This window comes from Pectobacterium atrosepticum (assembly GCF_000740965.1).
Lineage (GTDB): Bacteria > Pseudomonadota > Gammaproteobacteria > Enterobacterales > Enterobacteriaceae > Pectobacterium > Pectobacterium atrosepticum.
Map to the genome: position 1 here is coordinate 2,676,294 of NZ_CP009125.1, position 26,023 is coordinate 2,702,316.

The 26,023-nt window shown below is 53.3% G+C and carries 37 protein-coding genes; all 37 read left to right on the forward strand.

Annotated elements, in window-relative coordinates; genetic code table 11:
• The first annotated feature begins 16 nt into the window (after positions 1-16).
• Positions 17-910 carry an AAA family ATPase gene (locus tag GZ59_RS11755; RefSeq protein WP_039291942.1) on the forward strand — a complete coding sequence of 298 codons (894 nt, stop codon included), beginning with the start codon at positions 17-19 and terminating at the stop codon, positions 908-910.
• Positions 911-924: 14 nt separating this feature from the next.
• The gene (locus GZ59_RS11760) at positions 925-1,161 is read left to right on the forward strand and encodes a hypothetical protein (protein ID WP_233505380.1); all 237 of its coding nucleotides are present in this window, start codon (positions 925-927) and stop codon (positions 1,159-1,161) included.
• Positions 1,162-1,164: 3 nt separating this feature from the next.
• Positions 1,165-1,368, forward strand: a complete 204-nt coding sequence (locus tag GZ59_RS11765; protein WP_039291946.1) for a hypothetical protein — start codon at positions 1,165-1,167, stop codon at positions 1,366-1,368.
• Positions 1,358-1,996, forward strand: a complete 639-nt coding sequence (locus GZ59_RS11770; RefSeq protein WP_039291948.1) for a DUF3164 family protein — start codon at positions 1,358-1,360, stop codon at positions 1,994-1,996. The genes GZ59_RS11765 and GZ59_RS11770 overlap by 11 nt, the downstream gene beginning before the upstream one ends.
• A 269-nt stretch (positions 1,997-2,265) precedes the next feature.
• Positions 2,266-2,985 (forward strand): DUF2786 domain-containing protein, encoded by a 720-nt coding sequence (locus GZ59_RS11780; protein ID WP_039291954.1) that lies wholly within the window; start codon positions 2,266-2,268, stop codon positions 2,983-2,985.
• Between the two features lies 1 nt (position 2,986).
• Positions 2,987-3,202 (forward strand): hypothetical protein, encoded by a 216-nt coding sequence (locus GZ59_RS11785; RefSeq protein WP_039291957.1) that lies wholly within the window; start codon positions 2,987-2,989, stop codon positions 3,200-3,202.
• On the forward strand, positions 3,199-3,648 hold the full coding sequence (locus GZ59_RS22445) for a hypothetical protein (RefSeq protein ID WP_051918066.1): 450 nt from the start codon (positions 3,199-3,201) through the stop codon (positions 3,646-3,648). The genes GZ59_RS11785 and GZ59_RS22445 overlap by 4 nt, the downstream gene beginning before the upstream one ends.
• A complete protein-coding gene (locus GZ59_RS11795) occupies positions 3,645-3,968 on the forward strand; it encodes a hypothetical protein (RefSeq protein ID WP_039291960.1) in 324 nt (107 codons plus the stop codon). Before GZ59_RS22445 ends, GZ59_RS11795 begins: the two co-directional genes overlap by 4 nt.
• On the forward strand, positions 3,965-4,354 hold the full coding sequence (locus tag GZ59_RS11800) for a hypothetical protein (RefSeq protein ID WP_039291963.1): 390 nt from the start codon (positions 3,965-3,967) through the stop codon (positions 4,352-4,354). Before GZ59_RS11795 ends, GZ59_RS11800 begins: the two co-directional genes overlap by 4 nt.
• Positions 4,351-4,767 carry a gp16 family protein gene (locus GZ59_RS11805; RefSeq protein ID WP_039291966.1) on the forward strand — a complete coding sequence of 139 codons (417 nt, stop codon included), beginning with the start codon at positions 4,351-4,353 and terminating at the stop codon, positions 4,765-4,767. Before GZ59_RS11800 ends, GZ59_RS11805 begins: the two co-directional genes overlap by 4 nt.
• Before the next feature lie 2 nt (positions 4,768-4,769).
• Positions 4,770-5,204 (forward strand): Mor transcription activator family protein, encoded by a 435-nt coding sequence (locus tag GZ59_RS11810; protein ID WP_039291969.1) that lies wholly within the window; start codon positions 4,770-4,772, stop codon positions 5,202-5,204.
• A 20-nt stretch (positions 5,205-5,224) separates the two neighbouring features.
• The gene (locus GZ59_RS11815; protein WP_051918067.1) at positions 5,225-5,749 is read left to right on the forward strand and encodes a hypothetical protein; all 525 of its coding nucleotides are present in this window, start codon (positions 5,225-5,227) and stop codon (positions 5,747-5,749) included.
• Between the two features lie 75 nt (positions 5,750-5,824).
• Complete coding sequence (locus GZ59_RS11820) at positions 5,825-6,178, forward strand: putative holin (protein WP_048018336.1); 354 nt, start codon at positions 5,825-5,827, stop codon at positions 6,176-6,178.
• 2 nt (positions 6,179-6,180) lie between these two features.
• Positions 6,181-6,819: a transglycosylase SLT domain-containing protein gene (locus tag GZ59_RS11825; protein WP_039291972.1), complete on the forward strand. Its 639-nt coding sequence runs from the start codon at positions 6,181-6,183 to the stop codon at positions 6,817-6,819.
• Entirely contained in the window at positions 6,803-7,411 is a 609-nt protein-coding gene (locus tag GZ59_RS11830) for a hypothetical protein (RefSeq protein ID WP_051918068.1), read from the forward strand. The genes GZ59_RS11825 and GZ59_RS11830 overlap by 17 nt, the downstream gene beginning before the upstream one ends.
• Positions 7,408-7,650, forward strand: a complete 243-nt coding sequence (locus GZ59_RS11835) for a hypothetical protein (protein ID WP_039291974.1) — start codon at positions 7,408-7,410, stop codon at positions 7,648-7,650. The genes GZ59_RS11830 and GZ59_RS11835 overlap by 4 nt, the downstream gene beginning before the upstream one ends.
• Positions 7,650-7,940 (forward strand): hypothetical protein, encoded by a 291-nt coding sequence (locus GZ59_RS11840; protein ID WP_051918069.1) that lies wholly within the window; start codon positions 7,650-7,652, stop codon positions 7,938-7,940. Before GZ59_RS11835 ends, GZ59_RS11840 begins: the two co-directional genes overlap by 1 nt.
• Entirely contained in the window at positions 7,940-8,440 is a 501-nt protein-coding gene (locus GZ59_RS11845) for a DUF1804 family protein (RefSeq protein ID WP_039291977.1), read from the forward strand. The genes GZ59_RS11840 and GZ59_RS11845 overlap by 1 nt, the downstream gene beginning before the upstream one ends.
• Positions 8,433-8,636 (forward strand): hypothetical protein, encoded by a 204-nt coding sequence (locus tag GZ59_RS11850; protein ID WP_039291980.1) that lies wholly within the window; start codon positions 8,433-8,435, stop codon positions 8,634-8,636. The genes GZ59_RS11845 and GZ59_RS11850 overlap by 8 nt, the downstream gene beginning before the upstream one ends.
• A complete protein-coding gene (terL, locus tag GZ59_RS11855) occupies positions 8,637-10,295 on the forward strand; it encodes a phage terminase large subunit (RefSeq protein ID WP_039291983.1) in 1,659 nt (552 codons plus the stop codon).
• A 3-nt stretch (positions 10,296-10,298) separates the two neighbouring features.
• Complete coding sequence (locus GZ59_RS11860; protein ID WP_039291986.1) at positions 10,299-11,867, forward strand: DUF935 domain-containing protein; 1,569 nt, start codon at positions 10,299-10,301, stop codon at positions 11,865-11,867.
• The gene (locus GZ59_RS11865) at positions 11,854-13,194 is read left to right on the forward strand and encodes a phage head morphogenesis protein (RefSeq protein ID WP_039291988.1); all 1,341 of its coding nucleotides are present in this window, start codon (positions 11,854-11,856) and stop codon (positions 13,192-13,194) included. Before GZ59_RS11860 ends, GZ59_RS11865 begins: the two co-directional genes overlap by 14 nt.
• Positions 13,195-13,318: 124 nt before the next feature.
• Positions 13,319-13,861 (forward strand): phage virion morphogenesis protein, encoded by a 543-nt coding sequence (locus GZ59_RS11870; RefSeq protein ID WP_039291990.1) that lies wholly within the window; start codon positions 13,319-13,321, stop codon positions 13,859-13,861.
• 234 nt (positions 13,862-14,095) lie between these two features.
• Positions 14,096-15,235: a phage protease gene (locus tag GZ59_RS11875; protein ID WP_039291993.1), complete on the forward strand. Its 1,140-nt coding sequence runs from the start codon at positions 14,096-14,098 to the stop codon at positions 15,233-15,235.
• Positions 15,228-15,623 (forward strand): hypothetical protein, encoded by a 396-nt coding sequence (locus GZ59_RS11880; protein WP_039291996.1) that lies wholly within the window; start codon positions 15,228-15,230, stop codon positions 15,621-15,623. The genes GZ59_RS11875 and GZ59_RS11880 overlap by 8 nt, the downstream gene beginning before the upstream one ends.
• A gap of 11 nt (positions 15,624-15,634) precedes the next feature.
• Positions 15,635-16,552: a Mu-like prophage major head subunit gpT family protein gene (locus GZ59_RS11885; RefSeq protein WP_039291999.1), complete on the forward strand. Its 918-nt coding sequence runs from the start codon at positions 15,635-15,637 to the stop codon at positions 16,550-16,552.
• Positions 16,552-16,986 (forward strand): HI1506-related protein, encoded by a 435-nt coding sequence (locus tag GZ59_RS11890; protein ID WP_051918070.1) that lies wholly within the window; start codon positions 16,552-16,554, stop codon positions 16,984-16,986. The genes GZ59_RS11885 and GZ59_RS11890 overlap by 1 nt, the downstream gene beginning before the upstream one ends.
• Complete coding sequence (locus GZ59_RS11895) at positions 16,986-17,417, forward strand: gp436 family protein (RefSeq protein WP_039292002.1); 432 nt, start codon at positions 16,986-16,988, stop codon at positions 17,415-17,417. The genes GZ59_RS11890 and GZ59_RS11895 overlap by 1 nt, the downstream gene beginning before the upstream one ends.
• Positions 17,414-18,076 (forward strand): DUF1834 family protein, encoded by a 663-nt coding sequence (locus GZ59_RS11900; protein WP_039292005.1) that lies wholly within the window; start codon positions 17,414-17,416, stop codon positions 18,074-18,076. The genes GZ59_RS11895 and GZ59_RS11900 overlap by 4 nt, the downstream gene beginning before the upstream one ends.
• Positions 18,060-18,269, forward strand: a complete 210-nt coding sequence (locus GZ59_RS11905; protein WP_039292008.1) for a hypothetical protein — start codon at positions 18,060-18,062, stop codon at positions 18,267-18,269. The genes GZ59_RS11900 and GZ59_RS11905 overlap by 17 nt, the downstream gene beginning before the upstream one ends.
• The gene (locus GZ59_RS11910; RefSeq protein WP_039292011.1) at positions 18,256-19,677 is read left to right on the forward strand and encodes a phage tail sheath C-terminal domain-containing protein; all 1,422 of its coding nucleotides are present in this window, start codon (positions 18,256-18,258) and stop codon (positions 19,675-19,677) included. The genes GZ59_RS11905 and GZ59_RS11910 overlap by 14 nt, the downstream gene beginning before the upstream one ends.
• A gap of 18 nt (positions 19,678-19,695) precedes the next feature.
• Complete coding sequence (locus GZ59_RS11915; RefSeq protein ID WP_039292014.1) at positions 19,696-20,073, forward strand: hypothetical protein; 378 nt, start codon at positions 19,696-19,698, stop codon at positions 20,071-20,073.
• Positions 20,074-20,078: 5 nt separating this feature from the next.
• Complete coding sequence (locus GZ59_RS11920; protein WP_039295069.1) at positions 20,079-20,459, forward strand: hypothetical protein; 381 nt, start codon at positions 20,079-20,081, stop codon at positions 20,457-20,459.
• 149 nt (positions 20,460-20,608) lie between these two features.
• A complete protein-coding gene (locus tag GZ59_RS11925; protein WP_039292017.1) occupies positions 20,609-22,798 on the forward strand; it encodes a phage tail tape measure protein in 2,190 nt (729 codons plus the stop codon).
• Complete coding sequence (locus GZ59_RS11930; RefSeq protein WP_039292020.1) at positions 22,798-24,189, forward strand: DNA circularization protein; 1,392 nt, start codon at positions 22,798-22,800, stop codon at positions 24,187-24,189. The genes GZ59_RS11925 and GZ59_RS11930 overlap by 1 nt, the downstream gene beginning before the upstream one ends.
• Positions 24,173-25,360, forward strand: a complete 1,188-nt coding sequence (locus tag GZ59_RS11935; RefSeq protein WP_039292024.1) for a phage baseplate assembly protein — start codon at positions 24,173-24,175, stop codon at positions 25,358-25,360. Before GZ59_RS11930 ends, GZ59_RS11935 begins: the two co-directional genes overlap by 17 nt.
• Positions 25,350-26,000 (forward strand): phage baseplate assembly protein V, encoded by a 651-nt coding sequence (locus GZ59_RS11940; RefSeq protein WP_039292026.1) that lies wholly within the window; start codon positions 25,350-25,352, stop codon positions 25,998-26,000. Before GZ59_RS11935 ends, GZ59_RS11940 begins: the two co-directional genes overlap by 11 nt.
• Positions 26,001-26,023: the final 23 nt, after the last annotated feature.

Sequence of the window (26,023 nt, forward strand, 5' to 3'; positions counted from 1 at the left end):
ATACAGAGAGGTTGATATGAATTTACAGGCTGAATTAAACGAACTGATTACCCGTAAGGGCTGGTCACAGGCGCAAGCCGCGCGGGCGATTGGTAAAAGCCCTGCGGTTATTAACCAGTATTTGCAGGGAAAGTATGCTGGTGACGTAGACGGCATTAATGAACTGATTGCCGGTTTCATTGCGCGTGAAAGTGAAAAAGACAAAGGCCAGCGCATTACGGCGGAATACGTCAAAACGATGACGTCGGCACGCGGTATTGAGGTGATCCGCATGGCGCACCTGGACGGCGACATCAATGTAATTTACGGCGAGGCCGGGCTGGGTAAAACCATGATGTTACGGGAATACGCTGCCCGTCATCGTGACGCGATCCTGATTGAAGCCGACCCCGGCTATACCGCCCGTGTGGTATTGGAAGAACTGTGCAGCCGCCTCGGTCTTAGTAAGCGCGGCAATATGCACGAACTGAGCGAGGCGTGCATTACGGCGCTGCGTGAGTCGGGTCGTATTGTGATGATCGACGAGGCGGAAAACCTGCCCTACCGCGCCCTCGAAACGCTGCGTCGTATTCACGATAAAGCGGGGATCGGGCTGGTATTAGCCGGAATGCCACGCTTGATCATCAATCTGAAAGGCAAGCGTGGCGAATACCGACAGTTATATAGCCGCGTCGGCTTTGCCCTGTTCATCGGTGATGTGCTGCCGGAGGATGATATCAACATTATCGCTACCCATATGCTGCCTGATGCGCAGAACGCCGACATAGCGGGTGCGCTGTTTAAAGCCTGTCGTGGCAATGCCCGACGCCTGTTTAAGCTGGTGCGCGGTGTCAGTCGTCATAGCGATATTAGCGGCAATGCGATTAGCGCGGGGGCGGTACGCAAATTTGCAGAAATGCTGATTAGTTAATTAACGAGGTATTAATGATGTGCAAATTGCCAATTAATAATCCCGAATTAATGCGCCCGATTAATCGGCTTATTCGGTCTGGTATTAACGTCGTCAATGTGAATTTAAATTTTAAACGCCCTGTTATTGAAGTTGATCGTCCGTTTAAAGCATGGGAAGCCGGAGCCGTGGACATTACTGAAACACGCAACGGCGTGCAGCAAATTGTAAAAATGACGCGCTGGCGTGGCGCTCACATTATCTGGAGGTAGTTGATGGCGAAAGTCGTTGTGTATTTGCGTGAACGGTCACGCGGGCTTGTGGTTGATTGCAAAGTGGAGCGTGAGCCTAGTGATGGCGAACTGGCGCAGCGAGCCGCTGAAACGGTGGCCGCAGGTCTGACAGGACACGTACTAGCAAAAGTTAGTGACGTAGTAAAAAAATCTAAATCACGTAAGGGGAAAGTCAATGTCCATTAAAAACAAACAATTCACCGAAACCGCAGCCCCGGAGGGGTACTGGGTTGATGCTAAGGGCGTATTAACGCCAGAGCATCTGATTAAACCGATTGATACCGCGCGTGATGGGCTGGTTGCGGAACTCATTGGCCGTGCGTTGGCTGTCAATAAAGCGCTGGCTGAGTTTAAGTTGTCTGGCTTTGCTGATATCGCCGCGTTCGTGGCGCTATCAGGCGATGAGTACGGCGTTAACTTGGGTGGAAAAAAAGGTAATGTCACTCTGTATAGCTACGATGGCCGTTACAAGATTCAGCGGGCTATGCAAGACCGCATTGATTTTGATGAGCGCCTACAAGCCGCTAAAGCGTTGATCGATGAGTGTCTGGCTGATTGGGTAGAAGGTGCACGTCCAGAGGTTCATGCCATTATCAATCGTGCGTTTCAGTCTGAGAAATCAGGTGAGGTTAACACCGGCGCGGTACTTGCCTTGCGTCGTCTTGAGATTGCAGACGAACGCTGGAATCGGGCGATGGATGCAATCGGCGAAGCGGTGCAGGTTGTCGGTAGCCGTTCTTATATTCGCGTCTATGAGCGGATCGGCGACTCTGACCAGTATCAGCCTATTTCATTAGATATCGCAGGGGTGTGATGTGAACGCTGGCGAGTTTAATAAAAAACATAAAGTGGGGGCGGCGTTTTTTCACCGCGCTCCCCCTCTGCGCCCACGTCGAATGGTTAAAACGGTCGATATTGCGCGTGACTTTAATTGTGGTGCGATTGTTGAAATTAATCTGGAACCGTATTTCGTCAAGATTAATACGTTAAAACCCGCAGGCTGATTTAAACCGAAATTAAAACTTCTTTAAACATGGCGTAAACCCGCCAGGGCTGGCTTACGCCAAAATCAGGAACTGGATCATGATGAATAACGAAAAATATCTCAACAAAATTAAAAAACTGCTGAATCTGGCGCGGCGGAGTACCAATACTAATGAAGCCGCCAATGCCATGAGCCAAGCGCAGGCAATGATGCGCCAGCATGGTTTAACTGAAACTGACGTTGATTTGATGGCAATTAACGAAGCTGACAGTAAAACGGCTCCTTCCAAAGCTCAGAAAACGCCTAAATACATGGCTGGGTTGATGCAGCTTATTTGCAATGCGTTTGGTGTGCGGAGCTATTTATCATTTAAACGTGACTTTCTTGGTGGTCGCCAGAATAGCGTTATTTTTTACGGCCCGAATGAGCGCCCACAAATTGCGGCCTATGCGTTTGATGTTTTATCGCGTCAGATGATGAAAGCCCGTCGTGAGTTTTCAACCAGTCTGCGCAAAAGCATTAAACAGAGTACCAAAATTGCTCGCGCAGACACGTTCTGCGAGGGCTGGGTATTGGGTGTATGGCAAGTAGTTGATTCATTTGTTGTCAGTGACCCGGAAGCCACGTTGATTTCAGCATACCACCATAAGTTACAGCAGAGGGGCGGGCTTAAATCTGGAGAAATGAGAGACGCTAAAAAAGCGCGGGGAACCGAAGATGCACGCTATGCGGGTTATGTCATCGGTAAAAATGCCAATTTGCATCATGCGGTTAACGGTTCGGGAGTCGTTACACCAGCAAGAATCGGGAAGGTGTGACATGCCGACCGTTAACAATTGTGAATATCTGGAGAACGGAGCCAAGCGCCTTTACCACTTTAACGATGGCTCGCTGGTAAAAGAGCGTCCAGCGTTACCGGGAAAATCGCGCCTTGAGTTTTACGACGCGCGCGGTAATCGCATTTACAAGCCTGCGACACAGCGGGAAATGAAACAGGCCATTGAACGTCATAAAAAATTCTGGAGAGTGTCATGAATAATGTTCGCGCTGATTTACATTTGCTTGATGGTTTTATTGCCCATAACCCCGATTTAGGTGATCGGTTTCTGGATATGCTGGCTAATTGTCGTGACGAGCTGCTTGAGCTACGCAAGCAAAGCCCTAACCCTGACCAGCAGGCGCTCGGTCATGTTGGCAATCAGGCTGTGGGTTGCTTCATCAATCGATATGAGCGTAATAGCGGCAATGAAATCATCGCGTTAACCCTGCGGCACACACTGGATGGTAAGGTTCTTGAGCAAGATTTAACGCTGACAAAATTGTGCGGACACTGGCGTGCAATTATCGCCCTAGATGAGTTTCCTGATATGGAAACCCCAGCAGGTGCGCTGTTTACGCTATCTGACTGGCTGATGCGCCTCGGCTTGGCTGCCCGGATTGATGCCGTTACAGAGCAACGGCTGGAGGCGCTGACAGAATGAAAACCGTTAATGATATCCGGCTGGAAGTGATTGGCTTTGGTTCAGTTCCTGCCAGTGTGGACGAACAGCGAGAAATGGCGCGTGAATTGATATCACTGCGCACACAACTGGCAGAGTTGCGGGGGCAAGCGGTATTTATGTGCGGAATCGCAGATCCAGATGGCAATGCGTATTTTGGCGAGTGCTGTGTCGGCGATGCGGGCTTGATGAATGATGAAGTAGCGAGACTAAATGACGATCTGGAAGATGGCGAGCCTCTTTATTCCGTTGTTGATTTATTTCGCCGCCCCGTTCCGCAGCGTAAGGACGGTGATGCATGACAAATACAGCCAAACGGCAAACAGTGGCGCGTAAGCGCCGCCAGCGTGCCAGGCAAGCTGGCGAGTACGGGAAGAACCGGTTGGAACTGGTGTTATCCGATAGTGAATTGCAGATGCTAGAGCAGAACTGCCAGCGCCGTAACCCAGGGCGAGAACCTTACAGCAAGGCGGATTATGTTTCTCTGCTGATACTGTGCGATAACGAGCGACTGATGCGGCAGGAAGCTGCGCTGGGAACCTGTGAGCGTTGCAATGAGACGCTGCCAGCAGGCTGTGGCGGTCTGTTTCGTGGTGAGTCTGCGTGCTTTTTTTTGCGGGATTTTCGGCAGTTGAATTTAACTGGTGTGACCGGTCACGCTCAACTGGATGGGGAGCGACAGAAATGAATATTCAGCAACGTCGCATGATTGGCGCAATCAAAGCGGGGCAATCCGCGCTCGGATGGGACGATGCGACATACCGCAGCGTGCTGGCCCGGATAACGGGAAAATCCTCATCGACCCTTTGCACAATAACAGAACTGGAGAAGGTAAAGGAGTACATGCACCAGCAGGGTTATCCGCGCAAAGCGAAAAGCCACGGCCGTAAACCCAGCGTTCCTGCTAGCAAAAAAACCGTACTCAGCAAGATTGAGGCGCTACTGGCTGATGCACAGCGCCCGTGGCAGTATGCGGAGACTATGGCGAAGAACATGTTTGGTGTACGATATATTGACTGGCTGGATATACAGCAATTAACCAAACTCATGCAGGCGTTGATTATTGACGCCAAACGTCGCAAAAAAGCTGCCGAGGAATAATTATGGAACTGGAGCGTGTCGCGAGGCTGTTGCCCGAAGTCGTTTTGCAAATCGCTGACCTTATCGGCTTCCCCGCGACCGCTCAGTTACTTGAGAAGTTCGGCGGTACAACCTTCCCCATCGGTAAAGGGCTGCGGGCGCTGGGTGCGCATCGCGCCGAGCTACTGCGCGAAACGGTCGGCGTTGATAATGCCGCGATGCTAGTTAAGAAATTCGGCGGCGAAGTCCTTTACCTTCCGCGCTGCGACCGTGCATTACGTGAGTTGCGTAACCGGCGCTTTCTCTCTGAGTTTGCCGCACTGCGCGAGAGCGGCACCTCGGGTAATATGGCAATGACGCAACTTTGCCCCGTGTACGGCTTTTCTGACCGCTTCGCATGGGAACTAGTGCGCGAGAGTAAAAATGCAGTAACACATTCACAGCAAAGTCTTTTTTAGTTTTCTAAGGAATGAGAAATATGAAATTAAAGACCATAACTCTGGGTATTATCTTATCTGTAATGTCATCTACAGCGTTCGCTGCTGATGGCTACAAAAATGTGAAGTTTGGCTCAAGTGTAGAAACGGTTTTAGCATCTAAATTATGCTCTCTTCAAAAATATAAAAGTGATACACCTGGGATGGACTCTTATGCGTGCCAGGACTTTATATTTTCAGGGCAACCGACACTAGCTATGGCTATTTTTTTGAATGGAAAGTTTCAACGATTCGCCATTTCTTTAAATACTTCCGCTACCCCCGTTCTCGAAGGGTTAACCAAGAAGTATGGCCCAGCATCATCGTCCTCTACAGCTGAGGAAATGGATCGCGCCGCAGTCACGGGGGATTCAATTTTTGTTAGATTTGATAACAATACGGTTTTTATCCAAGGAAACAAGAACGTATCGACAGGCAAAGATGAAGGGATACTTGTTTACACTACCCCGCAATATGACAAAGAGTTGCTAGCATTACAGGCAAAATCGCTAGGTAATGACTTGTAACCCACTGAACCCCTTCCTCTTATTCACCTCCCCGCATAATTGAATACTGACCACCTCACATAACGAGGTGGTTTCATGAACATTTTCAACAACAAAATCTTTCATATCACACGCTTTAAACGCTTGCTAGGCTGGCAGTTGACCGCTGTTCTGTTACTTGTACTCATCGGTCTGGTATCACCGCAGCAGCTTCCCGTTGTCATCTACAAAATCTCACTCATCACATTAGCGGCTGTGCTCGGCTACTGGCTTGATCGTTCTTTGTTCCCGAAGGCCGGGTTAGCACAATACCTGGAACACAAACCCGAACTAATGAAAACCGGTATCTATCCGGTCAAATCAGGTTGCGAGCAGGTCTTTGCCGCCGCGCTCATTCGACGTGCAATCATCGTTGCTGCCGTCTGCCTCGCTGTGGCGATGGGGCTGTAATCATGGACTGGCCGAAAATCACCCGTGTGCGATGGTTAGCCGTGTTGCTGCTGTGGGCTGGCAGTATTTTCGGCCATGCCCACGCCGCACAGCCTCCTGCCGCCGCTCAACAGTACCGCAATGATGTGATCCGCAGCGCCCGTCTGGATTGGGGTATCAATGCCCCCATCGCGGACTTTGCCGCACAGTTGCATCAGGAAAGCGGCTGGAATCCACGCGCAATATCCCCCGTTGGCGCACAAGGTCTCGCGCAGTTTATGCCTGCTACCGCCGATTGGTTCAGTCGCATCATGCCTGAATTAAAGGCAAACCAACCGTTTAATCCCACCTGGGCTATCCGTGCATTGACGAGCTATGACCGTTGGCTGTGGGAGCGCGTTAGCGCCCGCAACGACTGCGAACGCATGGCAATGACATTATCTTCCTACAATGGCGGGTTGGGCTGGGTGCAACGCGATCAGCGTTTGGCAACACAACGCGGGTTAGATCGTCTGCGCTGGTTCGGTCACGTCGAAACCGTGAATGCCGGTCGCAGTGCCGCCAACTGGCGCGAGAATCGGCACTATCCTGACCGCATTCTGAATCAACTAGCTCCTCGCTATCAGATGTGGGGAGGCCATAGCTGTGCTGAAACTATTTAGAGCCTACTGGCCTCACATCCTGATCCTCGTCGCTGTTGCGGCATTCGGCTACAACATCGGCCACATCGCGGGCAAGAACGCGAAGCAAACCGAATTACAAGAAGCCATCACGTACTTATCAGCAGATAACAAGCTGAAAACCGGGCAAATCACGGTTTACGAACAGGATAAGCGCATCGCCGCCGAGCAACATGTCGCGGCGTTGCAAAAAGCGATAGCCGATGCAGATACCCAGCGCCAGCGGGCTGACCAACTATCTGTCGAGCTGCTGCAAACCAAAGCCGAGCTGAGTAAGACAAAAAATCAGCTTAAAAGGACGATTAACGATGTTGTTAAAAAAGATGGTGCCACTTTTACTGGTATTGGCCCTGACAGCCTGCGGCTCTACCGCGCCGGTCTTGGCTACCCCGCCGATGATTTGCCCGAAGCCGCCAGCGGAGCTGCTGTATATCCCGCCGATGCCGTCCGCGCCCGTGGCGGACTCTCTCCAGCCGGACTTCTTGAGCACAGCGCCGACTATGGCGAGTGGTGCCTGATCCTGCGTGAGAACATGGCGAAGCTGAATCAGTTTTACGTGGAGGGGAACCCATGAGCATGGAGTGGGTGCTGGGGGTGGCGATGGCGTTAGTTTCCACGCTTGGCAGTCTGTTTATTCGTTCACTGCAAAAGGACATCACGGACTTGGAAAGCGCGGTCGAACGTATCAAAAACGATTACCAGCGCCGTGAGGATGCGCGGCGCGATCAAGATTCTGTGATGGCCGCCCTGCGCGACCTGAAGAACACGATTGAACGCATCGATAACAAACTGGACAGGAAGGCAGATAAATAATGAAGGCACGGCAAAAACGGCGCGTTCGTCGCGTCACAGTGGTATCGAGTGCGGACTCGGCAGCGCTGGTGGGCATTAAGCAGCGGCTGGATGCATTACAGGTTCCGGCCGTGCAACTGGGCGGGCTGGATGAGATTTCAGGTCAGTTAAACCGCATTGAACGGCGCATGGACAGCATCGAAGCCGCCGCCGTTCGCCAGGGCGCAATCGCGGGCGGGGTTACCGGAGCCGTAACCGGTGGCCTGGTCACCACGGCGATTTTACTCATCAAAGCGCGGCTGGGGTACTAATGGCGCATCCGCAGGAGGTTCGCGGCAAATTGCGACGCGCCTACATTTTCGGGCAAATGTCGCTTGAAATCGCCTCCGCGCAGTCTGGTGTCGCATTTGCGACCGCACGGCGTTGGAAGAAAGATGCGCAGGACGCAGGCGATGACTGGGACAAGCTACGCGCCGCGCATGTTATTGCGGGCGGTGGTCTGGAGGAGATTGGCCGCGCTGTACTTACCGGGCTGGTTACACAGTACCAAACCACGCTGGAAATGCTGAACGGTGCAGCCGATATCCCGCCGCGTGAACGCGTCGAGCTGCTTGCCAGTCTGGCGGATGCGTTTAACAAGGCGACATCGGCTAGCAAGAAGATCCTGCCAGAAACCAGCGAGCTGTCTGTTGCGCTTGAGGTCATTCAACTGCTTTCGACCTTCATCCGAGAGAGGCATTCAAAACACCTGGACGCGTTCGTCAGCATTCTTGATGGGTTCGGCGAAGAGATAGGGAAACGTTATGGCTGACAAGTTGATCCGCATAAACCATGAAAATTCAGTAATGGCAAGCCAGGTTACCCGCATAGAGCGCGGGTATCACGATAGTGTTTTTGTCTGGGCTGATGGTGTCAAACATGAGCTATTGGTTGGCTACGGTGAATCAACCTATGACGCAGAAAGACGCATTACTAACGAGATTAACGCGGCGTTAAGCGGGGATTAAATGGCGCGTAAATCTAACAAGCTAACCGCCAAAGACTTTGCCAAAGAACTGGAAGAGCTGGCGGCAACGCTGCGCCGGACGATTGAAGCCGAATGTGTCGGCTTTGATCCGTCTGCGGCGGCAATAGCAGAACGTCGCGCCCGTGTATTCGACCCGGTCAGTGGCTACGACTATTTTGTCGAGCATTACTTCCCGCACTATGTGCGCCATGCTGACAAAAGCGAGCTACATAAATACCTGTTTACGCGCCTACCGGAGATTATCGCCAGCCCCAAAGGCGAAAATGATGCGATAGCCGCGCCGCGCGGCGAGGCTAAATCGACGTTGGTTAGTCAGTTATTTTCGATTTGGTGCATTGTCTGTGGCTTCAAGCATTACCTGGTTATCGTGATGGATTCAATTGATCAAGCGTATCCGATGCTGGAAGCCATCAAAGCCGAGCTGGCGTTTAATCCCCGCGTGGAGATGGATTTTCCTGAGGTCGCTGGCGGTGGTCGTGTGTGGCAGGCTGGAACCATCGTTACCCGCAACGATATCAAAGTACAAGTCGCAGGCAGTGGCAAAAAACTGCGTGGTCTGCGTCATGGCCCGTATCGCCCCGATTTGGTGGTGCTAGATGATATCGAGAACGACGAGCAGGTACGCAGCCCGGAGCAACGCGACAAGCTGGATAACTGGCTGAAAAAGACCATCCTGCCGCTCGGTGGCGCGGGTGCGAAATTCGATGTTATCTATATCGGCACTATCCTGCATTACGATTCTGTTCTGTCACGCACCCTGAAAAACCCGCTGTGGAAAGCCGCGCGATTTAAGGCGGTGATCCAGTGGCCGGTCAATCTGTCGCTGTGGGAAGAGTGGGAGGAAATCCTCCGCAATAACGACAGTAACGGCGAATGGATGGCGAGCGCGTTCTATCAAAACCACAAGCTCGAAATGGACGACGGTGCGGTCGTGTCCTGGTCTGCTCGTCCGATACTGACGCTGATGCTGATCCGTGCGCGTGATGGTCACAGTACTTTTGATTCCGAGTACCAGAATGACCCGGTGAGCGGTGAAGACGCTCCATTCGCCCACTGCATAAATTTTTGGATAAACCGACTCAATGAGTGGATCTTCTTTGGCGCGTGTGACCCCAGTCTCGGCAAAGCTGGTGCGAGTCGTGACCCCTCCGCGTTGCTGGTTGGTGGGTTTAACCGCCATACCGGCATTCTGGATGTGGTGGAAGCGGCTATCCGTAAGCGTTTGCCCGACAAAATCATTTCTGATGTGATTGAGTTACAACGCATTTACGCCTGCCTGGTGTGGTCGATTGAGTCCGTGCAGTTTCAGGAGTTCCTGCGCACCGAGTTGGTGAAGCGCAGCGCGGCTGTGGGTATCCCTGTGCCTGCGCGGGCAGTCCAGCCGCACAGCGACAAACTGCTGCGTATTGAGTCGCTACAGCCACATATGGCTAACGGATTAATTCGATTACATCCGAGCCAATCCACATTGATTGATCAGTTACGGCATTTCCCGATGGCTGACCACGACGACGGCCCGGATGCATTACATATGTTGTGGGCGCTTGCCGTGTCTGGTGTTGGCGCATTTTCATTTACCGCTGTACCCCGCCGTAATTCTGATGACCGGGGCAGTAGATTCGGTTCAGGAGGCTGGTAGTTTATGGCTCAGATTGTTGATCAATATGGTCGTCCGCTTAACCGCGAGGTACTGAAATCCCCGCAGACAGCGCGTGTGGCGCAAATAACCCGGCATTTTCCAGAGCATCCCTCGCGTGGCCTGACGATTCGCCGCTTGCCGCGTATCCTGGAAGCCGCCGAGCGTGGCGATCTGGCCGCGCAAGCTGACCTGTTTGAAGACATGGTCGAGAAAGACGGGCATATATTCTCTGAGATGGCAAAGCGCAAGAATGCGCTATTGGGTTTGGACTGGAGCATCGAACCGCCGCGTAATGCGACCGCCGAAGAGAAAAGCCTGGCAGCGATGGTGGCCGAATGGATGGATGACATTCCCGATTTTGAGGACATTATTCTCAATGCTGCGGAGGCTATTGGGCACGGATTTTCAGCGCAAGAAATTGAAAAGTGGGAGTTTGAAGACAATATCTGGCTCCCCGCGCAAATCAAATTGCGCCCGCATCGCTGGTTCTGCACTAACCCGGAGATTGACGATACAGTTCGCCTTTCTGACGGTAGCATGAATGGCTCGGAGCTATGGCCGTTCGGCTGGCTGGTTCACACTCATAACGCTAAAGCGGGCTACATTGCACAGTCTGGGTTATACCGCGTCTTGGTCTGGCCGTATCTGTTTAAAAATTATTCCGTGCGTGATTTTGCTGAATTCCTTGAGATTTACGGTTTACCCGCGCGGGTCGGAAAATACATGGAAGGGTCGTCTGACGACCAGAAAGACGCGTTGTTACACGCGCTCGTTACGCTTGGCCACAACGCCGCCGGTATTATCCCGATGGGCAGCGAAATCTCATTTGAAGCCGCTGCTGACGGTCAATCCGATCCGTTTATGGCGATGATCGACTGGTGCGAGCGTACCGTATCGAAAGCGGTGCTCGGCGGAACGCTGACGAGCCAGGCGGACGGTAAAACCTCAACGAACGCCCTGGGCAACGTTCACAACGACGTGCGCAACGATATCCTGGTTGCCGACGCGAAACAGCTACGCGGCTTTTTCTCGAACATGATCCAGATGCTGCTGTCGATTAACGGCTATCAAGTGAGCCGCCGCCGCTTGCCGAAATTCGTTTTTGATACCAGTGAGCTGGAAGATATCGGAACGTTCTCGACCGGAGTGTCGACGCTGGTTCAGGCCGGGATGAAGACTATTCCGCTTTCATGGGTACACAAGAAAGTTGGTATTCCCGTCCCACAGAATAACGAGCCGGTGCTAGAAGCCGCTCCGCGTCCCTCACTTACGGGATTATCCACATCACCCTACCGTGGTTTTGCGGCATTAAGCACTGCACCTGGTGAAATCAGCGACCCGGCACAATCGGCACTCGACAGCGCACGCTCAACGCCAGAAGCAATCAACGATGCAATGCAGGCGCTGATTGCACCACTTGTCACAGCGTTACAGCAGGGACAAACGCCAGACGATGCGCTCGATATCATCGCGGCCAGCTATCCTGCGTTGGATGATGCGCATCTCCAGCAACTGCTTTCCCAGGCATTGTTTGTCGCCGATATCTGGGGGCGACTGAATGCCGACGCCTAACGATGTCAACCTCGGCTACGCTATCGGTCTGAAACCCGAAGAAGCGATCCGCTATTTTGAATCCAAAGGCTATACCATCGGCTTTAACTGGCATGACGTCGAAGCCCGCGCCCATGCTACCGCATTCACCGTCGCCGGTATTCTCAAACAAGATGTATTAGAAGATATCCGGGGCGGATTGAATGCAGCGTTGAAGAACGGCGAAACCCTGGAGCAGTTCCGGCGTCGATTAACGCCCGTTCTTGAGCAAAAAGGCTGGCTCGGTAAGGGGCAAGGGCTGAAAGCCGACGAAGACGGTGTGCTCGAAGGGAAAAAGCTCACGCCGCGCCGTCTGAAAACCATTTTTGAGACGAATATGCAAGCGGCCTACAGCGCAGGCCGTTACGAAGAGCAGCTCGCTAACGCGGAGTTTCGCCCTTACTGGGAGCGAATCGGTGTAATGGATTCGCATATTCGCCCCAGCCATGCCGCGCTGCATGGCTACATCGCACGCTATGACGACCCTGTCTGGCAGTTTATGTACCCGCCAGATGGTTATGGATGTCGCTGCCGCGTTCGTGCTCGTTCGCAGTCCGATATTGAACGCCTGAAAGTCACGGTTCAGCACAGCGAGATCGTCGATGTCGAACAAGCGTGGGGGCCGAATGACTCGCGGACGGTACGGGCCATTAAGTGGAACGGTCAACTGTATACGCCTGACGCTGGTTTCGGTCACAATCCCGGACAGGGTTATCTGGCATCGCTCGGCCAGCGGCTGCTTGAGCGTTCGGCAGTCGCAGACCCACAACTGGCAGCGCTGGCTGTTCGTCAAACAATGGGCAATGAAACGCTGTTAAAGGCCGTTTCAACGGACGTTAATGCGTTCGTCAATAATACGCTGCTAAACAAGCAGGCTCGCGGCCAGCTCCGGCACGTCGGCGCACTACCGCCTCAAGTGGTTGACCGTCTGGCAGAGAAAGGCGTCGCCGTTGAGTCATCCGTTATCACGTTGACAGATGAAAACCTGTTGCACGCCATTCGCGACAGCAAGGATGCGCAGCTTCCTGAGTCGCTATGGCAACGCCTACCAGAGTTTATACTCAATCCTAAAGCCATTCTCTATAACACGCAGAAAGCCGACGCGGCATTGACCTACGTTTTAGATCTACCGGACACCTCCGGCAAGCTGGTCGTGTTTATCGATCGGGAGCTAAAAGCTCGGCCGCCAGAGGGCGGAAAGAAAGAAAGGATAAAAACCAATCTGATAAGAACAGGGAAAATCTTGGCGAATGACGAGTCGCTGAGAAACAAAGGGATTAACGAAGTGCTGTTTGGCAATCTGGATTAAGCGGCGGGATGAGAAGCGCCGGACTCGAACCGGATCATGCTCAACACTCGTGGCGTAGTAGCAACCGTTACCCATTGGAAACAGCTTCCCATCCACCGCACCTTAAGTATACACCGAGTAATTTATGTACGAAATAAAATATGACATTACCGATTTTGAGCGCGGCCTCGGTGAGCTGATTAGTCGCATTGAACACCGACAGCCTCTTATGCGTGAGATGGCCGCCGCGATGCATGATGCGGTCGAAGAGAATTTCGCGCAACAGGGTCGTCCTGCTTGGGCTGGCTGGAGTCCACGCTATGCTAAAAAACGCCAGGGCGGAAAAATACTGCAAAAATCAGGGCGACTGGCGGCGAGTATCAATGAGTACAGCGACAATGACAGCGCCACGGTCGGGACTAACGTTGTCTATGCCCGCATTCACCAGGAGGGCGGCACGATCAATATGCCCGCCCGCAGCCAACGGGCTTACTACAAGCAGAACAAAGACGGCAGTGTCGGTAATCGGTTCGTGAAAAAATCAAAATCCAATTTTTCTCAATGGAACACGATGGGAGAGTATAGGATCACTATCCCTGCGCGTCCGTTCCTGCACCTTACGGAATCGGATGTTGAGGGAATGGAGAACACGGCGGCAGAATATTTAAAGCGCGTGATTGACGGTTAACGCCGGCCTCATAAAAACGCCGCTGAGCGCGTTTTCGTTGTTTCATCATGCCGTTACCGCCCCTTATGTGTTTAAGGGGCTTACAACGTGATTTAAACGGGGTTTAAATGCGGTCATATCGGTTGCCGTTGCCATGATTTGAGTGGCAAGATAAAAAGCGTCATTTCCTCTCTACTGTTACCCACTGAACCCCTTCCTCTTATTCGTTGATTAGCGTGCTGCCATTCTGGCGGTATGAAAAAGAAATTACTCGTTGCTGCCCTTGCCGCAGAAATCAATAAAGCCTCCCTCGGCGTCATCCAGTTGTTTCCGGCTGGTGAGTTCCGGGCACGTGATGACCGTCCTACCGAATGCCCTGCATGGATTATGACTGCTGAGGTCGCGCAGGCATTGATTGCCGCCGCTAACGCACAGCTGACCCCGTATGTCATCGATTACGAACACCAGACCCTGCGTGCAGCAAAGAACGGCAAGCCCGCCCCAGCTTCCGGCTGGTTCAAAACGCTGGAATGGCGCGAAGGCGTCGGCTTGTTTGCCGTCGATGTGATTTGGACAGACAGCGCCGCCGCGATGATTGCCGACGGCTCATACCGCTTTGTTTCCCCAGTTTTTTCTTACGACAAATCAGGCCGCGTCTTGCAGCTCCTGCACGCTGCGCTTACGAACACTCCCGCGCTGGACGGAATGGACGAAGTCATGTTGGCTGCCGCGTCATTCTTGACCAGCGCATCATCAACCCAAGAGGACACTATGGACGAACTACTTGAGCGTCTGCGCTGGATGCTGAATTTACCTATCACAGCCACCGCAGAAGACATTACCGCCGAGCTAAACAAGCTCATTGATCAACTGGCATCTGCGACCGCAGGAACAGCGGCAGCATCATTTAACACGCTGTCGGCTAATCCGTTCAATTTGATTGAAAAGCTCACAGCGGATGCCGCCAGCGTTGTTGCGCTGACCACACAGGTCGCAAGTCCCGACCCCGCTAAGTGGGTTTCTGTCGATGTGATGCAGCAATCCGTCACGGAAGCATTGGCAACCGCGAATAACAACACGGCGGCGCTGGCGCAGCAGCAATGTGCGGAGTTGATCACCGTCGCATTGTCTGACGGACGTTTGTTACCCGCGCAAAAAGGCTGGGCGAAATCTCTGGCGGAGTCATCGCCAGACAGTCTTAAAGCGTTTCTGGATAACGCGCCAAAAATCGCGGCGCTGACAACTACCCAAACCAGGGGCCTGCCGCCCCCTGGCGTGAAACCCAAAACCGCAACCGACAATGACGACGATGTCGTAGACGTCGCTATCTGCAACCTGATGGGCATTGATCCTGCTGAGGTGGCGAAGTTTGTAAAAGGAGAAGGTAATGAGTGATCGCAATACACCACACCGTGACGGGCTGCTGTTCCCCGTCCCGGTTGCAGCATCAACCGAAATTTTTGGCGGTCACATTATTGCCGCTAATGCTGCCGGTTATGCCGTTCCCGCGACGGCGACGGCCACGCAAATCACGCTCGGAGTCAGTGACGGCTGGGTGGATAACAGCGCGGGTGCGAACGGCAGCGCTGATGCACTAGTGCGACGTAGCCGTGCGTGGCAGTTCGTCAACCATGCGGCCGATGCAGTGACGCAAGCTGATGTCGGCAAAGACTGCTATGTCGTGGACAGTCAGACCGTCGCGAAAACCAACAATACCAATGCCCGCCCTGTAGCGGGGAAGGTTCAGGCAGTCGGCAGTAATGGCGTCTGGGTTCTGATTTAAGGAGAAATACCGTGTTAGTGAATGTAAAGAACGTAAGGGCGATTTTCGTCAATCTGAAAACTAGCTTCCAGAATGCGTTTGACCAAACGCCGACGGACTGGAAAAAAATTGCAATGGTCGTGCCATCGACCGGGAAACAGAATGATTACAGTTGGCTGGGTCGTTTCCCGAAAATGCGCAAGTGGATCGGGGATAAGGTCATTAAGGCCCTGTCAGCCTTCAACTACAGCATCGTCAACGATGATTTTGAAGCCACAGTCGAAGTTGAGCGCAACGAAATCGAAGATGATCAAGTACTGGGGCTAGCAACTCAGGCTAGAGAGGCAGGCCAATCCGCTGCTGAATTACCCGCTGACCTGGTGTTTGCGTTGCTAAGTCAGGGCTTCGCATTGAAGTGTTATGACGGACAACCGTTCTTTGATACCGATCATCCCGTTGGAAACGATGTGCCTCACTCGGTTTCAAACATGGGAACGAAAAAATTGAAGGTAGGCTCACTGGCGGAAGCTAAAGCCTCCTATGGTGCCGCCCGCACCACTATGCGTAATTTCAAAGATGACGAAGGCGCATCACTGAAAATCCGGCCAGGCGTGCTAGTTGTGCCTGTAACGCTGGAAGACGATGCGAATTATTTGATGACAGCCGAAAAATTCCCAGACGGCACACCAAATCCGTATCGCAATACAGCGGAAGTATTGGTTGCACCTGAGCTGGCATCTGATAGCGCGTGGTTCTTGCTGGACACTACCCGCGCAGTCAAGCCTCTTATCTATCAGGACCGTAAGAAGCCCGAATTTGTCGAGCAGATAGACTACAACTCCGAAAACGTCTTTATGCGTAAAAAATTCCGCTTCGGTGCTGAAGCTCGTGCGGCGGCTGGATATGGGTTCTGGCAAATGGCCTATGGCTCTACAGGAGTAAGTGAATAATGCCAATTCAAATTACTGCCCGCAACGACGGCTTTCGCCGTTGCGGCATGGCGCACAGCGCCAAAACCCAGACCTATGCTGATGACCATTTCACTGCTGTACAGTTAACAGTGCTGGAAAACGATCCGCAGTTGATCGTCGTTCGCGTCAGCGGTGATGTAGAAAAAAACAGGGACACGGCTAAACAACTGTCGGCTGCGCTGGAAAAACTGAAAACGGCGGAAAAAGCCTCGGCGGCGCTGATTGGCGAGCGTGACGCGCTCAAAACCCGCGTAGCAGATCTGGGGCGTGATATTGCGTCCGCTAATGCAGCGATTGAAGCGGTGTCAGCTGAACGTGATGTCCTGCGGGAAAGCAATACGGCACTAACCACCGAGCGTGATGCACTCCAGGCACAGCTAACTGCGGCTGACGCGACGAAGGCGAAAAAATAATGTACGCGACCCGTGACGATATTGTGCTGGCGTTCGGTGAGCGTGAATGTGTTGCACTCACCGACCGGAGTTTTACCGGCGATATCGACGAAGTGGTGCTGAATGGCGCGTTAGATCGCGCCAGTGCGGAAATCGATAGCTATCTGGCTGGTCGTTATCCCGTTCCCTGGTCGGATACGCCTCGCATTCTGGTTGGTCGCTGCTGTGATATTACCCGTTACCTGCTGTGCGGTGCGGGTACACAGATGACTGATGAGGTTCGTCTGCGCTATGAGGACGCCATCCGCTATCTGGAACGTGTCGCTGATGGCCGCATCACGCTCGGAAAAATGCCAGATGGACAGCTTGTGCAACAAACCAGCTCCGGGGCACGTTTCCAGTCTGCGGGGCGCGTGTTTGACAGGGGTTCTACAGGCGGAGGTGCATTTTGATTATCCGTGATATTGAGCTGGCAATGATTGACCGGCTACGCAAAGGGCTGGGCCGTATGGCTGCAAATGTGTGTTCTTACGGTGGTGAACTGGACGGCGAACCCGCAGAGGTTGCTCGTGCAATGCCAGCCGTATGGGTGACGTTCGGCGGCATCCAGAACACGCAAAACGCCAATATTGGTAAACGGAAGTACAAAACCACCGGGCGTTTTGTGGTGATTGTCGGCGAGCGCAGCGTGCGCAGTGAAGAGTCCTCACGCCACGGCGGCGCGCGGACTGATGAGGTCGGTACTTATCGCATGGTCGAAGCTGTACGCCGGTTGATCTCCGGGCAGGATTTAGCCGAGTCCGGGTTAAAGATCGACGTTTTGATGCCAGGCCGTGTACGGCCTTTGTTTAACACCAAGCTGGAAAACCAGGCGCTGTCAGTATTTGCGTGTGAGTTCGACACGGTGTGGATGGAAACCGCGCTGGAAAACGGCAAATACCCGCTAGACGGCGCGGCACCGTTCCATCCTGACAGCGTTTTTTCTGGTTATCAGGGGGCGGTAAGCGAAGACGACCCAGACTGGCTGCGCACCCATTTGAGCTATGACATTCCGCAGACATCTACGTCGCCGGATGCAGAGGATGTGATCCATCATGAAAATCAAGGTTAAAGCGGCTCCGGGGGTTCAGGTGCCGCGTGAAGATAACGGCCGCCGTTACATCACTGATGAAATAGCGGGCGAAGTCGCGCTGACGGCGTACTACCAGCGGCAGTTAAATGCCGGTGATCTGGTAGTCGTTACTGACGACGCGGTAGTAGCAAAGAAAGGCAAATCTGAGGAGGTGAGCCGTGGCGAGTCCTAACGTCGAGTTTTACGAAATCGGCAGTAGCATCCGCAAGCCTGGGAAATATTTTGAGTTCAATACACGGCTTGCGGTGCGCACGTTACCGAGCAATCAGCAAAAGGTTCTACTTGTCGCGCAGATGCTTAGCAGCGGCACGGCAACCCCACTCAATGCGGTTAACGTGTTCTCTGATGAAGAAGCGGCCACGCTATTTGGTCGCGGTTCAATGGCCCATCTTATGGTTGCGGAAGCCATTGGCTGTAACAGCTATTTGCAATTGCAGGTTATTGGCGTCAGCGATGCAGGGGCAGCAACAGCAGCAACAGGAACGATGACACTAACCGGAACGGCGACAGCGTCTGGAACGGTGAGCGCGTTTGTCGGTGCAACGCGTATTGATGTTGCTGTGTCTGCTGATGATACCGCTGCGACCGTTGCTGCTGCGCTGAATACGGCAATCGGGCAAAAAACAGCATTGCCGGTCACTGCTTCTGCCGCCGCTGGTGTAGTCACGCTGACGGCCAAAAATAAAGGCGTGGCGGGCAATGACATTACGCTGCGCATCGCATCAACAGCGGCAGGTGTAATCGCTGCGGCGGCGTCAATGATGAATGGTGATGTTGATCCTAATATTGCACCCGCTTTCGCTGCTGTGTTCGCTGCTGGTCACAATATTATCGTCAGTCCCTATGCGACGCAGACAGCATTAACAGCCCTGCGCACGTATCTGGATAACGTCAGCGGCCCATTGGAGCAGCGCGGCGCGATTGGCGTTGCGGGCTGGCATAAATCACTGTCAATCGGCTCTACACTGTCGGCCAGTATCAACAATGGGCGTATTACGTTCGGCTGGCATAACGGCTCGGTGAAGACACCGGCGCAAATTGCTGCTGCGTATGCCGCTGTTATCGCCAGTGAAGAGGATCCCGCTCGGCCACTGAACACCCTAGCGATGAACACGCTAGATGTGACGGCGCTGTCTGCACGCCCAGGTCGTAACGAGCAGGAAAATGCGTTGTACAACGGGCTGACACCGTTTGAGATTGGCCCCGGTGACAACGTTCAAATCGTCCGGGCTATCAGCACGTACACCAAAAACGCGGATGGCGTTGACGATGTCTCGTTGCTGGATATCACGACTATCCGCACGCTGGATTACGTGCGCAAAGCCTGTCGTGAGCGCATCACGCTGCGTTTCCCGCGTGACAAGCTGAGTTCCCGCACGCCAGACCGTGTGCGCAGCGAGCTGCTTGACGTGCTCTACAAGCTCGAAGAACTGGAAATCATTGAGAATGTTGACGCTTATAAAGACCAGTTAATTGTTGAGCGTGATTCTCAGGATGTTAACCGACTCAACGCCCGCATTCCGGCCGATATCGTGAACGGTCTGCATGTCTTTGCTGGTCGCATCGACCTACTGCTGTAATTGTAAGGAAAATCCATCATGGCATTAGAAGAATACGTCGGGGCCATCGTTCTGGAAGTGAACGGCGTAGAACTGGAATGTACCGACCTGAAAGAAGACGTACAAACTGGGCGTAAGCTGGTCAAGACGATGAACCGCACTGGTCGCGCAAAAGGATTTTCGCGTGGTATCGCTGAGTACCAAATAACGGTATCTGTCGTTATCCCGTTGGGTGGCGATCTGGATTGGGAAGGTATGGAAGGCGTCAAGATTACGCAGTATCCCGTTAGCGGAAGCGGCGGTAAGCGCGTGTCGTTCCTTGACTGTTTTAGCACCCAGGTCGGTGCGCAGTACACCGTTGATAGCGAAGCGAAACGCGATATTACGTTTGCCGCACTGCGTCGTGTTGAGGAGTAATGAAAATGGAAAAAGGTATGTTGCTACACGGCGTTGAACTTGACGGCCAGCGCCACTTTACTTTCTCTGTTCGTCTTCCGGTGGTTGGCGACACCATTGCGGCGCTGGAAGAAACACAGGAAGAGAAAGGCACAACGGACGGGGCCGCTGCGGGTATGCACTATCGCGTCGGTATCCTGGCTAGCGTGCTCACGCTGGACGGTGTCGAGCGTGACAAAGTCACCACGGAATTGCTGTTAGATCAGCTTTCTGATGAGGACTTTGATCTCATCGATGCGCAGGTGTCGGCCGTTAAAAAAAAGCTGATGCAGTCGAGACCGCCCTCGGCGGATACCGCACCGTTATCCTCGCCCTCGGACGCTACGGCATCACAAAACAGCAAATAGAAGCGATGAGCCGTGCTGAGTTGGACGGCTACATCAATGCTCTCGCTAGGCTGAACGGCAGAAAAGCGCCGGCTGCTGGGGGTAGCAACACATCCCGCACCGTAAAATCACTACGCCAAAAGCGGCAGACAAAACGGAGAAAGTAAATCATGGGTCGTACTCTCCAGCTCGCACTGACAATACTCACCCGTGACAACGGCTCAAAGGTACTGCGCAAGGCGCTGGAAGAGGCTGTCGCAAAGACGAAAGCCGCAGAAAAATCCGGTGACGACCTGGCTAAGTCTCAGCAGCAGAACAGCCAGCAAGGTATCCGGGCGTCGAGAGCCTTGAGTGAAGAATTCAAACGGGCGAACAGCGCCCGTTCTACGCTAGGCATTCGCTCAGAGCGTGAGATTCAGCGCGAAATCCAGCAGACGATTGCGGCATACAGCCGCCTAACCCGAATGGGTGTTATGTCGGCGAGTGAGCAGTCTCGTGCATTCGGTGCGATGACTGACCGTGTGAGCCGATTGCGTGGTGAGTTGAGCGGAACCGCTCAGGCTATGAGCCGCATGGATAAGCTGAGCGCGGTGGGTTCTGGCGCTATGGCTATCGCAGGTGGTGTAGCTGCGGGGGCTGCTATGTTAACCCGCCCAGTCAGCAATACGATGACATACGAACAGACGCTGGCGAATATGACAAATACAGCCTTTTCAGACAGGAAGACTGTTGATGCTCGTCGAGCAGGTATGCAAGAAATCGACTCGCTAATCCGTGATTCCGTCAAGGTTGGAGGCGGAACAAAAGAAGGTACGGCAGATACGTTAAATGAAATGTTGGCGTCTGGTGAAGTTGATATGACGTCAGCTAAAACGTTATTACCAATGCTGCAAAAATATTCGACGGCAAGCGGAGCCAGCTCCAGGGATTTATCTCAGATAGCAATCCGACTAAAACAAACGTTTGGCGTCGAAGATAAAGACATGGAAAAAGCGCTGAACATGGCGATTGCTGCCGGACAAGCCGGCGGTTTTGAGTTGTCAGATATGGCTAAATGGTTACCGCAACAGTTAGCGGCTGCAAGTAATAACGGCATGAAAGGATTGGATGACTTTGCTGTTTTACTCGGCGTCAATCAGGCCGCAAAGATTACAGCTGGCACCAGTGATGAAGCTGGGAACAATGTGGTAAACCTGCTGGGGAAAATTACAAGTCAGGATGCGGCGAACGCTGCAAGCAATGTCAAAATTAAAGGCAAGGGAATAGATTTGCCAGGCAGTCTCTCAGCGGCGCAGGGAAAAGGATTGAATTCACTGGATGCGTTTGTTGCCATTATTGATAAAGTCGTTGCCAGTAACCCAGCATACAAGAAGCTGGATGCGCAACTAGCTTCTTCATCCGGTAGTGACCGCCGCCAAATAATGGAATCACAGGCAAAAATATTAGAGGGATCAGCTGTTGGGCAGATCATCGCTGACCGGCAGGCACTGATGGCGCTGATCGGGTATCGCAGTAACCGTGAGTATGCAAAGAACGTTATCACTGAGGTTAACGAGCAACGTAGTCTCCCGTCTGGAGAGACAGCGGGCGATTTGAATTTTTCGCTAATGTCAGATACTGAAGGTTTCAAAATACAGCAGTTAAAAAATACTGCTGATTTTGCAGAAATTGACAGCACAGATGGGTTATCTAAGCTGCTCGGTGATGTATCCGAGAAACTGGTCAAATACTCAAATGAATACCCTGGGTTGACTGTTGCGCTCTCTGGCGCAACGACAGGCATTAAAGCGCTGGGCGCGGGAGCGGTTACTGCCGGGGGTGTTCTGGCTGCGTGGAAACTCATATCGGGAAATGGTGGCGTTACTCCCCCTCCTGTACCCGGAGGCCCGACAACTACGCCGAATGTTCCTGGAACAAAGCTACCCTCATGGTTAAGTCGTCTGGGTGGTGTTGCACGTGTCGCTGGGCGCGTCGCTGCACCATTAGCCCTCTATCAAGCGGCCGAAGATGCCCCGCTGGTGCAAGTCGAGCGTGGTGATGCCGCAGTACGCACCCGCCTCAAGGCGAACAAATACGCCAGCGAACTGGAACGCATTCAGGATAGCCGCCGCGCCGCTCCTGGCTTTCTTGATGTGGTCGATGAGGTTAAAACATGGTGGGCCAGACCGACCACCATCGGCGCAGACGTGAACCCCGCGACGATGGGCGTGCCGTCTTACCTGTTGCCGCAGCAGCCACAAAGCAACCAACCAATTCAGATAAATACAAAGGTTGAGCTGGATAGTCGTGTTATTGCCGAGGCAGTTAACGAAGTCAACAGCCAGCAGGCCACGCGTGGCTCGAACGGAGCATATCAATAATGGCCTGGGCAGACTCATTACAAGACGGCTCCTTTCGTGGCGTGAAATTCGATGTGATCAACGTGCGTGACAGCGCTCAACGCGATATTGCGCAGCATGAATACCCTAACCTGGACGGCGCAGACATTCAGGATTTGGGGTTAAAGCCTCACAGCTCACAGATTCAGGCTGTGGTGTGGGGTGACGATTACGAAACCCGCCTCCAGTCGCTACTGGACGCTCTACGCAAGCCAGGTGCAGCGGAACTGATACACCCGGTGTTTGGTGCGATGCCGAACATGCTGGCGGCTGTGTTTCAGGTCAATCACGATGCGGAGAATGTCAATTACTGCACCATCGATATTCAGTTTGTGCAGTCCAAAACGGGCAATCCGTTCTTTGTTAAAGACTATCCGCTATCAAAAGCCGATGAGATTTTTAATCAGACGCAGTCGCTGATCGACAATGCCAGTTCGCTGCTGGACGATGTTACTCAGCCACTGAGAACGGCAAAAACCATGATGAATAAAGTGCGTGGCCTGGCGACCGGCGCATTAAACATGGTGACGATATTCCGCAGCGATATCAGCGGATTTATCAGCGGTACAACTGATTTTATCAATTTCCCTGGCGCGTTTTTCGGTGACCTGCGTTCTGCGCTGTCACTCAAAACGGGCGCATCAAAGAGTTCACTGCATTCTGCTTATGTGGGTGGTGGCACATCTGCTGTGGCTGCATCATCCGTTACTGTACCCAGCAGTGCAGAGCAACAAGCCATCGCTACAACGAACTATGCAGCATCACCGACTGTCATCATGGCCGATTGGGCAAGCACGCAGGCCGCGCTGCTATCCGTTCAGTCCATGCCTGCTGGTTTAGTCTCCGGCAGTATCGATGCGCCGGTTGATATGCCCGCACAACTGGTCGAGAGCGATATTGTTGAGTTAATCGCGATTGTCGCGGTGGCCGTCGCGATGGAGGCGGCAGAAGAAGCTGGAGCGGTGCTCAGTGACCCTGCGCTGACAGCAGTATTAACGCCGCTCGACATCGAGAAAATCACCAATGAGACGCGGCAGATGATACAGGACGCGATTGATATCAATCGTGATGCGTATGCACCAGCGATGGCTGAAATCAGCAGCAGCGCACAGCCGACGGGCTTGTCTTATCAGCCTGTCATCGACCAGTTGGCGACTATCGCGCTGACAGTTCAAGCGCTGGCCGAAGCTGTCATCAGTGAGAAACCGCAACTGATGACGCGCACCGTCACTGCGCTCGGTAACCTACATCTGGTTGCGCATCGCTGGTATAACGACTATTCCCGCGCGGCAGAGCTGCAACGCCTGAACCCGCAACTGCGCGACCCGAACAACCTTAACGCGGGGGATGTGCTGAATGCCTACGCAGAATAACCCCGCGACTGATAACGCTGCTGTGTCCGTCATTATTAACGGCAAGGCGCACACGGACTGGTCACGCTACCAGATTGACAGCGACTTCCTGATACCGGCTGATGCGTGGAGCGTTAGCCTGGGACTGCCTGATGGTAAGTTTCCTGCTGACGTGGTACGTGGTGCGCCGGTGACGGTAAAAGTCGGCAGCGATACGGTGATGACAGGCCGCATTGACAGCGTGCAGCGTTCTGTTGCGCGTAGTGGCGTCACGCTGTCGCTGTCTGGCCGTGACAGCGCCGCTATCCTTGTTGACTGTGCCGCACCAATCCTCACCGCGCGACAGGTTGGGCTTGAGGATGTCGTCGCGCAGATCGTCCGCCCGCTTGGTATCACAAAAGTCCGCATTGAGGCTGAGAGCGCTATCCGCAGCGATAAAATCAGTGCAGAGCCTGGCGAACGGGCGTGGGACATGCTGTTACGCGCGTGCGCCGGTCGAGGTCTGTGGCCGTGGTTCGCGCCGGACGGGACGTTGGTTGTCGGTGGCCCGGATTACACTAAACAGCCCGTCGCGTCACTCATCATGAGGATGGACGGCAAAGGCAATAATGTGCTGTCGCTGTCTGATGCCAGCTCAATAGATAAATCGTTTTCAGAGCTGACGGTATTAGCGCAAAGCCACGCGCATTCCTCCAGCAAAAAGGATCTGGCGATTATCGATGTCGATGATGACAGCGACAGCGATATTGAGTTGAGTACAGGCACAGCAGAGACGGGCCAGCACGGCATGAAAACCGTAGTTAAAGACCCAACGGTAAATTATTACAGGCCGCAGGTGATGGTTGTGGGTGATGCCGACAATCAGGAGCAAATCAACTATCGCGCCCGTAAAGCGCTGTCTGACGCGCGACTGTCTGGCTACAGTCTGACCGCTATTGTCCACGGCCACAGAGCATCGGACGGCGTGCTGTGGGAGCCAGGGCAACGTATTCACGTAATCAGCGAGTACCACGGTATCGATGCTGTTTTCTTTCTTATGGGGCGTGAGTTCAGCGGTGGACGTCCGGGCGGCACAACCACAACGCTCAGACTGAAGGAAGATGGCGTCTGGATACCCGATGCGTATCCGAAGAAGAAAAAACAGCGTAAACGTAAGAGCAAAAAGGAGCTGCAAATTGTCGATGTGGCCTGATATTGAAAGACGTATTAATGGGGCGTTAAATCGCATTAGACTGGCGTTTAGAATCCGTTTAACGCGGGTGAATAGTACCGGTTCGGTGCAAACGTTCCAGGCTAAAGGACTGGCGGGCGAACCATTGCAAGACAGTGAGCTATTCCAGCACTACGGGTTTACGTCAAATCCGCTGCCTGGTGCGATGGCTATTGTGATACCTCTCGGTGGGCAAACGTCGCACAGTGTCGTGATTGCAACTGAGCACGCGACCTACCGGCTCCAGTCTCTCGCTCCCGGAGAGGTAGCGCTTTATACCGATGAGGGCGCTCGGATTGTACTTAAACGCGGACGGCTGATAGAAACAGACTGTGACGAGTTCCGCGTCAACTGCAAACAATTTGTTGTCAACGCAGAGGAAAAAGCGGATTTTAATACCCCGATGGTGACGGCCAGCGAGCAAGTTACCGCGCAGAGTCAAATCACCGGCAACGGTGGCATTGCGATTAAAGGCGGTACGGGTGCATCGTTTGAAGGTAACGTCACGCAAACACAAGGCGACTATCAGACCAGCGGGAACGTCACTGCGGGCAATATTGCGCTCAACGGCCACAAACATCCTGGCGATTCTGGCGGCACGACTGGCCCCGCCATTCCATAACAACCCACTGAACCCTTTCCTCT

Excerpts from the sequence above, each read along its gene's own strand:
- GZ59_RS11865 (WP_039291988.1), top strand. The coding sequence starts at position 11,854 with ATGCCGACGCCTAACGATGTCAACCTCGGCTACGCTATCGGTCTGAAA.
- GZ59_RS11815 (WP_051918067.1), top strand. The coding sequence starts at position 5,225 with ATGAAATTAAAGACCATAACTCTGGGTATTATCTTATCTGTAATGTCA.
- terL (WP_039291983.1), top strand. The coding sequence starts at position 8,637 with ATGGCGCGTAAATCTAACAAGCTAACCGCCAAAGACTTTGCCAAAGAA.
- GZ59_RS11935 (WP_039292024.1), top strand. The coding sequence starts at position 24,173 with ATGCCTACGCAGAATAACCCCGCGACTGATAACGCTGCTGTGTCCGTC.
- GZ59_RS11880 (WP_039291996.1), top strand. The coding sequence starts at position 15,228 with ATGAGTGATCGCAATACACCACACCGTGACGGGCTGCTGTTCCCCGTC.
- GZ59_RS11770 (WP_039291948.1), top strand. The coding sequence starts at position 1,358 with ATGTCCATTAAAAACAAACAATTCACCGAAACCGCAGCCCCGGAGGGG.
- GZ59_RS11845 (WP_039291977.1), top strand. The coding sequence starts at position 7,940 with ATGGCGCATCCGCAGGAGGTTCGCGGCAAATTGCGACGCGCCTACATT.
- GZ59_RS11820 (WP_048018336.1), top strand. The coding sequence starts at position 5,825 with ATGAACATTTTCAACAACAAAATCTTTCATATCACACGCTTTAAACGC.
- GZ59_RS11825 (WP_039291972.1), top strand. The coding sequence starts at position 6,181 with ATGGACTGGCCGAAAATCACCCGTGTGCGATGGTTAGCCGTGTTGCTG.
- GZ59_RS11895 (WP_039292002.1), top strand. The coding sequence starts at position 16,986 with ATGTACGCGACCCGTGACGATATTGTGCTGGCGTTCGGTGAGCGTGAA.
- GZ59_RS11800 (WP_039291963.1), top strand. The coding sequence starts at position 3,965 with ATGACAAATACAGCCAAACGGCAAACAGTGGCGCGTAAGCGCCGCCAG.
- GZ59_RS11850 (WP_039291980.1), top strand. The coding sequence starts at position 8,433 with ATGGCTGACAAGTTGATCCGCATAAACCATGAAAATTCAGTAATGGCA.
- GZ59_RS11890 (WP_051918070.1), top strand. The coding sequence starts at position 16,552 with ATGCCAATTCAAATTACTGCCCGCAACGACGGCTTTCGCCGTTGCGGC.
- GZ59_RS11835 (WP_039291974.1), top strand. The coding sequence starts at position 7,408 with ATGAGCATGGAGTGGGTGCTGGGGGTGGCGATGGCGTTAGTTTCCACG.
- GZ59_RS11810 (WP_039291969.1), top strand. The coding sequence starts at position 4,770 with ATGGAACTGGAGCGTGTCGCGAGGCTGTTGCCCGAAGTCGTTTTGCAA.
- GZ59_RS11930 (WP_039292020.1), top strand. The coding sequence starts at position 22,798 with ATGGCCTGGGCAGACTCATTACAAGACGGCTCCTTTCGTGGCGTGAAA.
- GZ59_RS11875 (WP_039291993.1), top strand. The coding sequence starts at position 14,096 with ATGAAAAAGAAATTACTCGTTGCTGCCCTTGCCGCAGAAATCAATAAA.
- GZ59_RS22445 (WP_051918066.1), top strand. The coding sequence starts at position 3,199 with ATGAATAATGTTCGCGCTGATTTACATTTGCTTGATGGTTTTATTGCC.
- GZ59_RS11940 (WP_039292026.1), top strand. The coding sequence starts at position 25,350 with ATGTGGCCTGATATTGAAAGACGTATTAATGGGGCGTTAAATCGCATT.
- GZ59_RS11785 (WP_039291957.1), top strand. The coding sequence starts at position 2,987 with ATGCCGACCGTTAACAATTGTGAATATCTGGAGAACGGAGCCAAGCGC.
- GZ59_RS11840 (WP_051918069.1), top strand. The coding sequence starts at position 7,650 with ATGAAGGCACGGCAAAAACGGCGCGTTCGTCGCGTCACAGTGGTATCG.
- GZ59_RS11805 (WP_039291966.1), top strand. The coding sequence starts at position 4,351 with ATGAATATTCAGCAACGTCGCATGATTGGCGCAATCAAAGCGGGGCAA.
- GZ59_RS11925 (WP_039292017.1), top strand. The coding sequence starts at position 20,609 with ATGGGTCGTACTCTCCAGCTCGCACTGACAATACTCACCCGTGACAAC.
- GZ59_RS11920 (WP_039295069.1), top strand. The coding sequence starts at position 20,079 with ATGGAAAAAGGTATGTTGCTACACGGCGTTGAACTTGACGGCCAGCGC.
- GZ59_RS11860 (WP_039291986.1), top strand. The coding sequence starts at position 10,299 with ATGGCTCAGATTGTTGATCAATATGGTCGTCCGCTTAACCGCGAGGTA.
- GZ59_RS11905 (WP_039292008.1), top strand. The coding sequence starts at position 18,060 with ATGAAAATCAAGGTTAAAGCGGCTCCGGGGGTTCAGGTGCCGCGTGAA.
- GZ59_RS11755 (WP_039291942.1), top strand. The coding sequence starts at position 17 with ATGAATTTACAGGCTGAATTAAACGAACTGATTACCCGTAAGGGCTGG.
- GZ59_RS11760 (WP_233505380.1), top strand. The coding sequence starts at position 925 with ATGATGTGCAAATTGCCAATTAATAATCCCGAATTAATGCGCCCGATT.
- GZ59_RS11780 (WP_039291954.1), top strand. The coding sequence starts at position 2,266 with ATGATGAATAACGAAAAATATCTCAACAAAATTAAAAAACTGCTGAAT.
- GZ59_RS11795 (WP_039291960.1), top strand. The coding sequence starts at position 3,645 with ATGAAAACCGTTAATGATATCCGGCTGGAAGTGATTGGCTTTGGTTCA.
- GZ59_RS11915 (WP_039292014.1), top strand. The coding sequence starts at position 19,696 with ATGGCATTAGAAGAATACGTCGGGGCCATCGTTCTGGAAGTGAACGGC.
- GZ59_RS11870 (WP_039291990.1), top strand. The coding sequence starts at position 13,319 with ATGTACGAAATAAAATATGACATTACCGATTTTGAGCGCGGCCTCGGT.
- GZ59_RS11765 (WP_039291946.1), top strand. The coding sequence starts at position 1,165 with ATGGCGAAAGTCGTTGTGTATTTGCGTGAACGGTCACGCGGGCTTGTG.